Below are 11,868 nucleotides of genomic sequence, written 5' to 3' on the forward strand. Positions count from 1 at the left end.
ATATATCCCCAACTGGGGGGTGGACATGAAGATGAACGATACTGGGCAATTACCTTACTGGTGGACAGCCTCACTTGCTTTGTTCTCCGCTCTTAGCTTGCAGGAATACATTTTTATAATCGGCGCACTGATAAGTGCCTGGTTCACCATAAAGACGTATTACGCGAATCGAAGAGAGAAGGCCGCTCAGATTAAAGAGCAGCAGGACCGGACGCAGATATTAAAAGACTACTTGCAGGGTAAGCCCATTGGCAGTCACCCTGAAGCTATTCAGGTGGTTAATGAGGCCTTACAGCAAATGGAGAGTGAGTGATGACGACATTAAAGCGTGTTGCCATCGGTACCGCCTGCGCAGTGTCAGCCATTATTGCTATCGTCGTATCTAACGGAACGGTGAGAACAAGCGAGAAAGGCTTAGAGCTTATTGGTAATGCTGAATCATGCCGCCGTGACCCATACGTATGTCCGGCCGGAGTGCTGACCGATGGCATTGGCAATACTCATGGCGTTAAGCAGGGCATCCGAAAGCCTGATGAGCAGATCGCCGCAGATTGGGAGAAGAACATTCTTCAGGCTGAATCCTGCGTGAACAAATACGGCAATGGCAACAAGCTGAATCAAGGGCAGTTTGATGCGGTCACGTCGATCACCTTTAATGCCGGTTGCCCCCAGATGCAGAAATCGACGATGTATCGAATGCTGCGAGAAGGGAAGTTTACTGAAGCCTGTCATCAGTTCCCTCGCTGGACTTATGGTGGCGGGAAACAGCTCCCCGGACTGGTTGTTCGGCGCGAGAAGGAGAAGGCGCTATGTCTGGCAAATTAACCGCCGCTCTGGTTGCTGTGCTTATCGCCTCACTGTTTGGACTAACTTACTACCACTACAGAGTGCAATCACTAAACCGTGATGTGGCCGAGTTAAACAAGGTAGCCAAGCAGCAACAAGCCACTCTAGACCAGATAGAAACCCAGCGCCAAGCCGTAGCCGCTATCGATATCAAATACACCAAGGAACTAGCAGATGCTAAATCTGAAAACGAGCGCCTTCGTGCTGATATCACTAATGGCACTAAGCGGTTGCAGCTCAACGCCACATGCACAAAGCCAGTGTCCAAAACCACCGGACCCGCCAGCATCCCTGATGATGCCAGCGCCAGACTTACTAACGCCGCTGAACGGGATTATATCAGTCTCAGAGAGCGAATCGGAATTGCAACCAGCCAAATAAACGGCTTACAGGCGTATATCAATAACGTGTGCCTGAAGTAACCCAACAGGATAAATCATGACTCAGAAAACAGCAGAACAAGTAAAGAGCGACGCATTAGCCACTATGCAGGAATATTTCCCTAACGGTGGTCGTGATTGGGATAACGTCAGCGCGCTATTTGATGCTATTCGGGATGGAAAGGTCGCTGGATTGGCCGCAATTGCCGAGAAATAGAATTCCCCCGACAAATAACTCAACGAAAGGAAAACATTATGGCCACTCAATACTTTGATAATCCAACTCAAGGCCGTAAAGACTTGGACGAAAGCATCCCGTCGCAAGAGTAACAAGCAGAATTGTTTAACCCCACTGGAGGTTGATCATTATCTTGGCGGCTCGGAAAGACGAGAAGTAGCAGAGCAACTCTGTGAAGACGTGGCAAAGCCGCGAACGAACGCAAATAACCCACAAAGGAAAGTTAAATGTCCAAAGTTACCGATCAAAGCATTGAGCAGGAAATTCAAGAAAAAGGCTTGACCTCCCCGCGCATCACGCCTGACCACATTGAAAGTGTTATCTCCAGTGAGCATTACTTTACGGCTGCACAGGGCTATGAGAAATCTGCGGCGGATAACTTTGCTAACGACCCATACCCATTGGCTACACCAGATTCCCTTTATTTATTAACTTTCTGCGTCATTGTGTTAAAAAACGGCTTCACTGTTACTGGAGAAAGCGCCTGCGCTAGCCCTGAAAATTTTAACGAAGAAATCGGCCGTAAAATTGCCCGTCAGAACGCGGTCAATAAAATCTGGATGCTGGAAGGTTACCTGCTGAAAGATCGCATCCACGCAGACGCGCACCTGAAAGAGTTACTCCGTATTAAATCCGAGTAGCTGACATTACAGCAGGCATTTACGAGTGCCTGTGATAATGCCAACCAACGGAGACAATCAATGTCTGAACAAACCGGACTTACCTTAATACAATCCAGTCGATTAGAAATTCTCCGCTTGGTAATGAAAGACACCGCAGCGGCACAGAAAGCTATCGACTTCATTAATGACGATCCACTTAAGCAAGAATTATTCAAAGACCAATACGCACTAGCTGCTAATGAATCTGGTCTTGTATCTCGCACAGAGAAAGCAATCAAAGAGTGCCAAGAGGCGCTATCACTATTCGACTGAGGTAATCAATGGCCATTACATCCATTCAAACAGCTACAGCTGGTTCAGTTGCCAGTCTGGTGCCTGTAGTAAAAACACATATTGCTGCATCACGATTTCCCCAAGGTGGATTACGTGGCGTTCACGCAACTATCAGCAAGACTGAATACTTTCAGGTGGTAGCGGCTGGAGGTACGACCGCAACAGATTACGACATCGTTGTGAGTCAAGACCGCGCTGACTTCACTATTAAATGCAACGCGAAAATCTCCGCCGGTTTCCTTCCGCTCGGTGACATGAGTGTTATTCAAGTTTCACCGGGCCGTACATGCGAATACGCTCAGGCATTCACGAAGGCATAGGTGATTTATGGCGACTGAGAAAAGTAAAGGCGGTCGCCCATCGGCTTATCGTGAAGAGTTTGCCGAGAAGGCGAGAAAATTATGCTTGTTGGGCGCGACTGATAAAGAGCTTGCCGAGTTCTTTGAGGTGAGCGAGGCAACAATCAACAACTGGAAGCTTGTTCACTATGAGTTTTTAGAGTCCATAAAAAGAGGCAAGCAAATAGCTGATGGCGAGGTCGCTGATCGCCTATATCAACGCGCTATGGGTTTCGTCGCTCCTGACGTTGATATTCGCGTCATTGAAAACAAGATTGTAGAAACTCCTCTGAAAAAGTATTACCCGCCCGATACCGCCGCTGCAATATTCTGGCTAAAGAACAGGCAGAAGGATAAGTGGCGAGACAAGCAAGAACACGAGGTGACTGGTAAGGATGGCGGCGCTATCAAAATCGAAACCTCACCAATGGGAACGCTATTCGAGAAATGACAACGATTAACCCTATCTTTCAACCGTTCATCAAGGCGCGTCGCTACAAGGTCGCTAAGGGCGGTCGAGGTAGTGGTAAATCATGGGCCATAGCGCGGCTTCTCATTGAATCGGCAAGGCGTCAATCAGTCCGAATTCTGTGTGCGCGTGAGCTACAGAATAGTATTAGTGACTCGGTGATCCGCTTACTTGAGGACACGATAGAGCGCGAAGGGTACGCGGCAGAGTTTGAAATACAACGGTCAATGATCCGGCACCTTGGCACGAATGCTGAATTTATGTTCTACGGAATCAAGAACAACCCGACAAAGATTAAATCTCTCGAAGGGGTAGACATCTGTTGGGTTGAGGAAGCAGAGGCCGTAACTAAAGAGTCATGGGACATTTTAGTCCCCACAATCCGAAAGCCTGGTTCTGAAATATGGGTGAGCTTCAACCCGAAAAATATTCTTGATGACACATACCAGCGGTTTGTTGTTACGCCGCCTGATGACATTTGTTTGCTTACGGTTAATTACACGGACAATCCACACTTTCCTGAAGTTCTCCGCTTGGAAATGGAGGAATGTCAGCGGCGCAATCCAACTCTCTATCGTCACATCTGGCTAGGTGAGCCGGTAAGCGCAAGTGAAATGGCAATCATCAAACGTGAATGGCTGGAGGCGGCTACAGACGCGCACAGCAAGCTTGGTTGGAAAGCCAAGGGTTCTATTGTTGCCGCTCACGACCCATCAGATACGGGGCCAGATGATAAGGGCTATGCGATGAGGCATGGCTCGGTAGTTAAGCGTATTGCATCCCCGCCAACGCCACTTGATGTCAACGAGGGCGCTGATTGGGCCACAGAATTAGCCATCACTGATGGCGCTGATCACTTCCTGTTTGATGGTGATGGTCTAGGTGCTGGATTGCGCAGGCAAGTAACAGATTCATTCACTGGCAAGAAAGCTACCGTGACCATGTTCAAAGGCAGTGAATCTCCATTCGATGAGGATGCTCCTTATCAATCTGGGGCATGGTCAGATGAGGTGGTTGACGGCGACAATATCCGCACAATAGGTGATGTGTTCCGTAATAAGCGAGCGCAGTTCTATTACACGCTGGCTGACAGGCTTTATCTAACATATCGAGCGGTAGTGCATGGTGAATATGCAAATCCCGACGACATGCTTAGTTTCGATAAAGAGGCGATAGGCGATCAGGTGCTTGAAAAGCTATTCGCTGAACTAACGCAAATACAGCGCAAGTTTAATGGCAACGGTAAGTTGGAGCTTATGACGAAAGTCGATATGAAAAATAAGCTCGGAATTCCATCACCTAACCTGGCTGACTCCCTAATGATGTGTATGCATTGTCCAATCGTATTCAAAGAAAACAACGACATCCAAGTTCCCTCATCCTCTAGTTGGTAAACATGGCAAAGACTAAAAGAGACCAGCATGCGCTAGCTATGGCGAGGTTTGACCGCGCCTATACGCCACAGGAGACTGTGCGAGAAAAGTGCATTGAAGCAACCCGATTCGCCCGTGTACCTGGAGGTCAGTGGGAAGGGGCAACTACTGCGGGGACAAAGCTAAATGACCACTTCGAGAAATACCCCAAGTTTGAAATAAACAAAGTTGCCACCGAACTTAATCGAATTATCAGCGAATACAGAAATAACCGTATCACTGTTAAGTTTCGTCCAGGTGATAAAGAGGCCAGTGAAAAGTTATCTAATAAACTTAACGGGTTGTTCCGAGCTGACTATCAAGAGACTGATGGTGGGGAGGCTTGTGATAACGCATTCGATGACGGAGCTACCGGTGGCTTTGGCTGCTTCCGTCTCACTACTAAACTCGTTAATGAATATGACCCAATGGACGAGCGCCAGCGCATAGCAATTGAGCCAATCTATGACCCGGCTCGCTCAGTTTGGTTTGATCCTGACGCCAAAAAGTATGACAAGTCTGATGCTGATTGGGCTTTCTGCATGTATTCGTTATCTCCTGATAAATATAAGGAAGAATACGACAAAGACCCATCGTCAATGGATATAACAACTCTCTCAAGTTGGGAGTACGACTGGTTTTCTGCTGATGTTGTATATATCGCCAAATATTACGAGGCGAGAAAGGAATCAGTAGACATTATCAGCTATCAGCAGCCTATAACTGGTGAGATAGCCAAGTATGACAGTGATCAGATCGAAGACATTGCTGATGAGCTTTTCGAAGCTGGGTTCATTGAAGTAGCCCGCAGATCAGTTAAGCGCCGCCGCATCTACGTCAGCGTCATTGATGGTGACGGGTTCCTTGATAAGCCTCGTCGCATACCTGGTGAGCATATTCCACTTATCCCGATGTATGGGAAGCGCTGGTTCATTGACGATATTGAGAGAGTAGAGGGGCACGTTGCTAAGGCGATGGACCCGCAACGCCTATACAACATGCAAGTATCAATGCTAGCTGACTCATCAACTCAAGACCCTGGGCAAACTCCTATCGTTGATATGGAGCAGATCCGTGGGCTTGAAAGCTACTGGGCTGAACGAAATAAGAAGCGACCTGCATTCTTACCTCTTCGGGCTATCAAGGATAAGAGTGGAAATGTCATTCAGGCCGCCAACGTTGCGGGATATACCCAGCCGCCAGTGCTTAATCAGGCAATGGCAACACTACTTCAATTAACCAGTGCAGATATTCAGGAAGTCACCGGTGGTAGTCAGGCAATGCAGCAAATGCCGAGCAACATTGCTAATGACACAGTTAATAACCTAATGAACCGCTCTGATATGGCATCGTTTATCTACCTGGATAACATGGCTAAAAGCCTAAAACGTGCCGGAGAAGTATGGTTATCAATGGCTCGAGAGGTTTACGGTTCGGAGCGAGAAGTAAGGATTGTCAATGAGGACGGCACTGACGATGTGGTCATTATGTCGGAGTCCGTTAGAGATAACCAATCAGGTCAGGTCGTCGCGCTGAATGATCTAACAGTAGGTCGATATGACGTAACTGTAGATGTTGGCCCAAGCTACACGGCAAGGCGAGACGCAACAGTTGCATCACTGACCCAGTTGCTCCGTGGGATGCTGCCTACTGACCCAATGCGCCCGGCTTTGATGGGTATCATTATTGATAACGTAGATGGGGAAGGATTAGATGACTTCAAAGAGTTCAATCGCAAGCAACTCCTGACGCAAGGTGCAGTTAAACCACGCAACCAAGAAGAAGCCCAGATAGTTCAGCAGGCCCAGCAGTCACAACAGAATCAGCCAAGCCCTGAAGTAATAACAGCTATGGCGAATGATAAGTTAGCTTCTGCTGAGATGTTGAATGCTGAAAATAAAGGGAAAGAAGTACAGGTTAAGTTAATTAACGCAGAAACAGAGCGGTTAAGCGCAGAAACAGAGCGGCTGCTAGCCGGTGCAAAAATTTCCGACCTCCTTGCTTCAGTCGATAGCAAGAACTCAGAAACATCTCGTGAAGCGGTGAAGCTACTTGCCAGTCTACAGCAGCAAAGTGAGAAGAGCTCCCGAGACAATATAGAACTCGCCCTTAAAGGTAACAGTCAGCGCCATAGTCAGGTGCTGGATGCAGCAAAACTAATTAAGCAATCAACCCAACCTACACAGTCACCGGCAGACTCAAAGCCGAGCTAAGGAGCTTTAAATGGAAGGCGAACTGATCATCGATGGTCAGGCTGTTCCCCTGTCTGAAAATCAGGAAACAACCACGACTGAAACCACCATGCCAGAGGTGACGAATACTGACGCAGGTGAGAGCAATAGCCACGGCGAAGAGGGATTGGTAGCTGGGAGTGGTGAAGAAGATCAACCACAGGAGGAATACTCCTTAACTGTTGGTGAAGAAGAAATCCCGCTGCATACCGATGAAGAAGACATTGATGGTAAGCCAGCCCCTAGTTGGGTGAAGGACTTACGCAAGGGATTCAAGGAACAGCAAAAAGAAAATCGCGAACTGAAACGCCAGCTTGAGCAGCTTCAATCCAAGCCAGTAGAGCAGACATCGCAACAGCAAAGCCAAGTGATAACAAAACCTACATTGGAGTCATGCGACTACGATGAGGAGTTATTTGATAAACAATTAACTGGCTGGCATGAGAGCAATACCCGTGCTGAGCAAGCAAAACAGCAACAAGTGAAGCAACAGCAAGAATGGCAAACCCAATTTAAGCAGAGGGTAGACGCGCATCAGCAACGAGCGAAATCACTCCCGGTTAAAGACTATGCCGAGATGGAGGAGATTGTTCGTGCCGAGATGCCAGACCTGCATAAAGAGGTTCTTATCCATTCTGCTGACGAGGGTTCAGAGCTGATCGCCTATGCACTTGGCAAAAACCCTCAACTCCGCCAGCGCATTGCCGCTGAGAAAGACCCACTACGCGTTGCGTATCAGCTCGGGCAGTTGAGCGCGAAAGTGAAGTTGGCACCAAAAGCAAAACAAGCGGCAAAGCCTGAGCCAGAGATTCGTGGTGGTGCAGGTAATGCAAAAACTGATGATTTTAATAAGCGGTGCCCAGGCGCCGTGATCGAATAAGGAAGCTATAAATGGCTACTAATGATTTAAGTTCCAACGTAAGCCAAATCGTACTGAAAAAATTCCTCCCAGGGTTCATGTCCGATTTGGTTCTGTGTAAGACAGTTGATCGCCAATTGTTGTCAGGCGAGATTAATGCCGATACCGGTGATAGTGTTTCATTCAAGCGCCCACACCAATTCAAGTCATTGCGCACAGCAGGCGGTGACATTTCAGGTCAGGCAAAAAATAACCTTATTTCTGGTAAGGCGACTGGTCGCGTAGGAAACTACATCACCGTCGCTGTTGAGTGGGCGCAACTGGAAGAGGCTATCAAGCTAAACCAACTTGACCAAATTCTTGCTCCGATTCAGGAGAGAATGGTAACCGACCTTGAAACTGAATTAGCCCAGTTCATGATGAACAATGGAGCTCTGTCTCTTGGCAGCCCAAACACTCCAATCAACAAATGGTCTGATGTAGCGCAAACCGCTTCATTCATGAAAGATATCGGCATTAACACTGGCGATAACTATGCAGTGATGGACCCATGGGCGGCGCAGCGCCTTGCTGACGCACAGACTGGGTTGCATGCGTCAGATAACTTGGTTAGAACAGCGTGGGAAAATGCACAGATCCCGTCAAACTTCGGTGGTATTCGTGCGCTGATGTCCAATGGCCTTGCATCACGCACTCAGGGCGCATTTGGCGGTACGCTGACGGTTCAGACGACTCCGGTCGTAACTTACACGGCTGTCAAGGATACCTATCAGTTTACCGTAACCCTTACCGGGGCAACAGCGAGCGTGACCGGGTTCCTGAAGGCTGGCGATCAACTTAAATTCACTTCTACTTACTGGCTGAACCAGCAGAGCAAGCAAATTCTTTATAACGGTTCTACGCCGATTAGCTTTACCGCAACCGTACTGGCTGATGCTAACTCCACTGCCGGCGGGTTGGTGACCGTCACTCTGTCTGGCGTTCCGATCCTTGACGCAACTAACGCGCAGTACAACACTGTTAACCGTCAGGTTACGGCTGGCGATACTGTTACCGTCATTGGCACCGCCGCGCAGGCGATGAAACCGAACCTGTTCTACAACAAGTTCTTCTGTGGGCTCGGTACTATCCCTCTGCCGAAGTTACACAGCATCGACTCTGCTGTCGCAACTTACGAAGGTTTCTCCATCCGCGTACACAAATATGCGGATGGTGATGCCAACGTGCAGAAAATGCGTTTCGACTTACTACCTTCCTATGTGTGCTTCAACCCACATATGGGTGGTCAGTTCTTCGGTAATCCATAAATCAATGGGGCTTCGGCCCCCTTTTTTTTATTTGGAGTTAAATATGGATCGCATGAGTGTATTTTACCCAGCAGATAACGAAGTTGGTCATGTGCAAGCGGTAATTTTGGAATCAGATTACCTTGTTTATCAAAAGCTCGGCTTCGTTAGCAGCGCTGATGACGTCAAGCCAATAGTCAAGAAAACAAAGACTAAGGCGGCATCTGATGGAAGCAATAATAACTAAGGGTGATATCGTCCTATTTGCCTTGCGCAAATCGACCATTGCATCCGATGCAACATTAACAGATATAGAGCCACAATCCGTACAAGATGCGTTATCTGATCTAGAAGATATGATGCACGAATGGCTGATTGTTCCTGGTGACCTTGGTTACATCTTTGCCGCTGACGATTCACTGCCATTGCCTGATGATGATTCTGGGCTTATCCCAATTTATAAATCAGGAGTCGGATATCAACTACTACTAAGATTGCTATCTGATTACGGAATGGAACCAACCCCACGACAGGAAACAAATGCTGCTAAAGCATATGACGCCATACTAACTGCGACACTCAAAGTACCATCAATCCTGCGTCGTGGTGATATGCCAACCGGTCAAGGGAATAAATACGATTACTTCATGATGGGGCGTTACTACCCTGATGAGAGAGGTTCAGTAGATGCCGACGACACAACTCCCTCTAGCTAAAGGGCTGGGTAAAGACTTCCGCAATGCTGATTATGTTGATCTATTACCGGTGAACATGCTGGCGACGCCCAAAGAAGTATTGAATGCGGCCGGATATCTGCGCTCATTCCCCGGCATAGCGAAGTTATCTGATGTTAGCGGTGCGTCACGAGGGGTTCAGTTCAATACCTCTCAAAACTCTGTGTATCGCGTGCAGGGTAGCACTCTTTATCGTGATTCTAAGAATGCTGGTTCTGTTCCTGGATTTGACCGGGTTAGCATGGCATTCAGTGCAACAAGTCAGGCCATTGCATTTGGCGGGGTGATGACTCTGTACCGGTATGATGGAGTGATTAAGACTTTATCAAACTGGCCAGATGTTGGATTTACACAATATGACATTGGTTATGTCCGTGATATTTGTCGGTTACGTGGGCGTTATATTTGGGTAAAGGACGGTACCGGAACTTTCGGTGTTACTGATTTGGAAGACGAATCACATCCTGACCGGTTTCGTCCTTTCTATGCTGCCGAGTCACAACCTGACGGAATTCAGGGATGTGCTGTGTGGCGTGATTTCGTCGTGATGTTTGGCACCTCAACGATTGAGTATTTCTCTCTTACTGGTGCCGCCGATACATCTGCTGCTATCTATGTAGCGCAGCCGTCTTTGATGGTTCAAAAAGGTATTGCTGGCACATATTGCAAAGCTATATTTGGTGACTCTTTCGCATTCTTAAGCCATCAGTCAACTGGTGCGCCATCTGTCTACATAGTTAATTCTGGGCAGGCCGCCCCAATAGCATCTGCATCGATAGAAAAAATACTCCGTGAATACACCGCGGCGGAATTATCCACAGGTGTCATGGAGGCCTTGCGTTTTGATGCTCATGATTTACTGGTTATTCACTTACCGCGTCATGTGCTTTGCTATGACGCCTCGGCCAGCCAGAGCGGGCCACAGTGGAGTATCTTAAAAACAGGTCTTGCCGATAAAGTTTATCGCGGTATTGATTTCATATTTGAAGGTAATCAGATAACTGTTGGCGATAAAATTGAATCGGTGACCGGAGCTCTTAAGTTTGATATTTCCAGCCAGTATGGGAATCAGTCTGAACACCTTCTTTACACCCCAATGTTTAAAGCAGACAACGCCAGGGTATTTGATTTCGAATTAGAAGCGGCCACTGGTGTTTCTCAGTTCGCAGAGCGGCTATTTATTTCTGCTACGGTTGATGGCTCTAACTATGGTCGTGAGCAGATGATTTCTGCTAATGCGCCATTCAAGTATGACAAACGTGTCCTTTGGCGTCGCGTGGGGCGTATTCGTAAGAATATCGGATTTAAGGTTAGGGTAGTCACCAACTCTCCAGTGACGCTATCTGACTGTAGTGTAAGGATAGAATAATGGCTGACTCAGACTTGAATGTCCCAGTAACAATCTCATCAACTCGTATTGATGCAACAATTCTTCCTCCAGGTTTTTCACAAGCATACCGACTGGCTGTCATTCAAGGCGGTACTGACCTGGGTAATGTTGCAGGTAAGGCAAACGAGGCTGGGCAGGGGGCTTATGACGCCCAACAGAAAAACAATGAGCAAGACACGGTACTTGCCAACCATGAAACGAGGATCACCGCCAACGCGCTAGCTATTTTCGGACTGACGGTAAGGGTGATTGATGCTGAGGCGGCAATAACATCAATCCAAGTGAATGTGACGACGTTAACTACGCGCGTAACGACTGTAGAGGGAACGGTAACCACTCTGGATACAAGAGTCACTGCGATCGAGGGTGATTACCTATCTAAGGCAGTGCTAGTTAATCAGGTAATTCAGTCCGGTGGTGGTTCGCTAATTGTTGGCACGATAGCCACTCCAACGACTGATAAAATACAATCTTCCGATTCAGTGAATACCTTGGTTTCCTACAAAGTGGCGGGGCTTAAAGTTATTGGCCCACGTGAAACTGGATGGACAGCATCCACCGGCACCGCTCTTAAATCTGCATTCAACGCCAACCTTGCATTCCCCACTGGCACTACATACTCACAAGCTGAAATGACAGCGCTGGCCAATGGATTAATTGCGGCTAGGCAGCGCATTAAAGCTCTCGAAGATATGTGCCGAACTCACGGTTTAAATAACTAATTTAGAG

At 47.7% G+C, this 11,868-nt stretch carries 16 protein-coding genes; all 16 read left to right on the plus strand.

The genetic code is table 11. The features are described 5' to 3' along the window. Positions 1 to 31 precede the first annotated feature (31 nt). The 16 genes from ACZ76_RS14810 to ACZ76_RS14880 all read left to right on the plus strand — a co-directional run bounded on the left by ACZ76_RS14810 (position 32) and on the right by ACZ76_RS14880 (position 11,861). Entirely contained in the window at positions 32 to 313 is a 282-nt protein-coding gene (locus ACZ76_RS14810) for a hypothetical protein (RefSeq protein ID WP_048620322.1), read from the plus strand. Beyond that, a complete protein-coding gene (locus tag ACZ76_RS14815) occupies positions 313 to 825 on the plus strand; it encodes a lysozyme (protein ID WP_048619614.1) in 513 nt (170 codons plus the stop codon). Before ACZ76_RS14810 ends, ACZ76_RS14815 begins: the two co-directional genes overlap by 1 nt. After that, positions 810 to 1,268 (plus strand): lysis protein, encoded by a 459-nt coding sequence (locus ACZ76_RS14820; RefSeq protein WP_048619615.1) that lies wholly within the window; start codon positions 810 to 812, stop codon positions 1,266 to 1,268. Before ACZ76_RS14815 ends, ACZ76_RS14820 begins: the two co-directional genes overlap by 16 nt. A 16-nt stretch (positions 1,269 to 1,284) precedes the next feature. Further along, the gene (locus ACZ76_RS19350) at positions 1,285 to 1,443 is read left to right on the plus strand and encodes a hypothetical protein (RefSeq protein ID WP_156312873.1); all 159 of its coding nucleotides are present in this window, start codon (positions 1,285 to 1,287) and stop codon (positions 1,441 to 1,443) included. Between the two features lie 248 nt (positions 1,444 to 1,691). Further along, a complete protein-coding gene (locus tag ACZ76_RS14825; protein ID WP_048619616.1) occupies positions 1,692 to 2,105 on the plus strand; it encodes a Gp49 family protein in 414 nt (137 codons plus the stop codon). Between the two features lie 60 nt (positions 2,106 to 2,165). After that, complete coding sequence (locus ACZ76_RS14830; protein WP_048619617.1) at positions 2,166 to 2,399, plus strand: DUF2560 family protein; 234 nt, start codon at positions 2,166 to 2,168, stop codon at positions 2,397 to 2,399. Positions 2,400 to 2,407: 8 nt separating this feature from the next. Next, entirely contained in the window at positions 2,408 to 2,740 is a 333-nt protein-coding gene (locus tag ACZ76_RS14835) for a hypothetical protein (protein WP_048619618.1), read from the plus strand. A gap of 7 nt (positions 2,741 to 2,747) precedes the next feature. Further along, positions 2,748 to 3,209, plus strand: coding sequence for a hypothetical protein (locus tag ACZ76_RS14840; RefSeq protein WP_048619619.1), 462 nt, complete (start codon positions 2,748 to 2,750; stop codon positions 3,207 to 3,209). Continuing rightward, complete coding sequence (locus ACZ76_RS14845) at positions 3,206 to 4,621, plus strand: PBSX family phage terminase large subunit (protein ID WP_048619620.1); 1,416 nt, start codon at positions 3,206 to 3,208, stop codon at positions 4,619 to 4,621. Before ACZ76_RS14840 ends, ACZ76_RS14845 begins: the two co-directional genes overlap by 4 nt. Before the next feature lie 2 nt (positions 4,622 to 4,623). Then, on the plus strand, positions 4,624 to 6,852 hold the full coding sequence (locus tag ACZ76_RS14850; protein WP_048619621.1) for a portal protein: 2,229 nt from the start codon (positions 4,624 to 4,626) through the stop codon (positions 6,850 to 6,852). A 10-nt stretch (positions 6,853 to 6,862) separates the two neighbouring features. Then, on the plus strand, positions 6,863 to 7,750 hold the full coding sequence (locus tag ACZ76_RS14855; RefSeq protein ID WP_048619622.1) for a phage capsid scaffolding protein: 888 nt from the start codon (positions 6,863 to 6,865) through the stop codon (positions 7,748 to 7,750). Between the two features lie 11 nt (positions 7,751 to 7,761). Then, positions 7,762 to 9,036: a P22 phage major capsid protein family protein gene (locus ACZ76_RS14860; protein ID WP_048619623.1), complete on the plus strand. Its 1,275-nt coding sequence runs from the start codon at positions 7,762 to 7,764 to the stop codon at positions 9,034 to 9,036. Between the two features lie 43 nt (positions 9,037 to 9,079). Continuing rightward, a complete protein-coding gene (locus ACZ76_RS14865; protein ID WP_048619624.1) occupies positions 9,080 to 9,262 on the plus strand; it encodes a hypothetical protein in 183 nt (60 codons plus the stop codon). Further along, positions 9,243 to 9,731, plus strand: coding sequence for a packaged DNA stabilization gp4 family protein (locus ACZ76_RS14870; protein ID WP_048619625.1), 489 nt, complete (start codon positions 9,243 to 9,245; stop codon positions 9,729 to 9,731). The genes ACZ76_RS14865 and ACZ76_RS14870 overlap by 20 nt, the downstream gene beginning before the upstream one ends. Beyond that, a complete protein-coding gene (locus tag ACZ76_RS14875) occupies positions 9,703 to 11,118 on the plus strand; it encodes a packaged DNA stabilization protein (RefSeq protein WP_048619626.1) in 1,416 nt (471 codons plus the stop codon). Before ACZ76_RS14870 ends, ACZ76_RS14875 begins: the two co-directional genes overlap by 29 nt. Beyond that, positions 11,118 to 11,861 (plus strand): hypothetical protein, encoded by a 744-nt coding sequence (locus tag ACZ76_RS14880; RefSeq protein WP_071840511.1) that lies wholly within the window; start codon positions 11,118 to 11,120, stop codon positions 11,859 to 11,861. The genes ACZ76_RS14875 and ACZ76_RS14880 overlap by 1 nt, the downstream gene beginning before the upstream one ends. The last annotated feature ends 7 nt before the right edge of the window (positions 11,862 to 11,868 follow it).

This window comes from Yersinia aleksiciae, assembly GCF_001047675.1.
Lineage (GTDB): Bacteria > Pseudomonadota > Gammaproteobacteria > Enterobacterales > Enterobacteriaceae > Yersinia > Yersinia aleksiciae.

Excerpts from the sequence above, each read along its gene's own strand:
- ACZ76_RS14855 (WP_048619622.1), top strand. The coding sequence starts at position 6,863 with ATGGAAGGCGAACTGATCATCGATGGTCAGGCTGTTCCCCTGTCTGAA.
- ACZ76_RS14815 (WP_048619614.1), top strand. The coding sequence starts at position 313 with ATGACGACATTAAAGCGTGTTGCCATCGGTACCGCCTGCGCAGTGTCA.
- ACZ76_RS14860 (WP_048619623.1), top strand. The coding sequence starts at position 7,762 with ATGGCTACTAATGATTTAAGTTCCAACGTAAGCCAAATCGTACTGAAA.
- ACZ76_RS14875 (WP_048619626.1), top strand. The coding sequence starts at position 9,703 with ATGCCGACGACACAACTCCCTCTAGCTAAAGGGCTGGGTAAAGACTTC.
- ACZ76_RS19350 (WP_156312873.1), top strand. The coding sequence starts at position 1,285 with ATGACTCAGAAAACAGCAGAACAAGTAAAGAGCGACGCATTAGCCACT.
- ACZ76_RS14810 (WP_048620322.1), top strand. The coding sequence starts at position 32 with ATGAACGATACTGGGCAATTACCTTACTGGTGGACAGCCTCACTTGCT.
- ACZ76_RS14845 (WP_048619620.1), top strand. The coding sequence starts at position 3,206 with ATGACAACGATTAACCCTATCTTTCAACCGTTCATCAAGGCGCGTCGC.
- ACZ76_RS14840 (WP_048619619.1), top strand. The coding sequence starts at position 2,748 with ATGGCGACTGAGAAAAGTAAAGGCGGTCGCCCATCGGCTTATCGTGAA.
- ACZ76_RS14865 (WP_048619624.1), top strand. The coding sequence starts at position 9,080 with ATGGATCGCATGAGTGTATTTTACCCAGCAGATAACGAAGTTGGTCAT.
- ACZ76_RS14820 (WP_048619615.1), top strand. The coding sequence starts at position 810 with ATGTCTGGCAAATTAACCGCCGCTCTGGTTGCTGTGCTTATCGCCTCA.
- ACZ76_RS14835 (WP_048619618.1), top strand. The coding sequence starts at position 2,408 with ATGGCCATTACATCCATTCAAACAGCTACAGCTGGTTCAGTTGCCAGT.
- ACZ76_RS14825 (WP_048619616.1), top strand. The coding sequence starts at position 1,692 with ATGTCCAAAGTTACCGATCAAAGCATTGAGCAGGAAATTCAAGAAAAA.
- ACZ76_RS14830 (WP_048619617.1), top strand. The coding sequence starts at position 2,166 with ATGTCTGAACAAACCGGACTTACCTTAATACAATCCAGTCGATTAGAA.
- ACZ76_RS14880 (WP_071840511.1), top strand. The coding sequence starts at position 11,118 with ATGGCTGACTCAGACTTGAATGTCCCAGTAACAATCTCATCAACTCGT.
- ACZ76_RS14870 (WP_048619625.1), top strand. The coding sequence starts at position 9,243 with ATGGAAGCAATAATAACTAAGGGTGATATCGTCCTATTTGCCTTGCGC.
- ACZ76_RS14850 (WP_048619621.1), top strand. The coding sequence starts at position 4,624 with ATGGCAAAGACTAAAAGAGACCAGCATGCGCTAGCTATGGCGAGGTTT.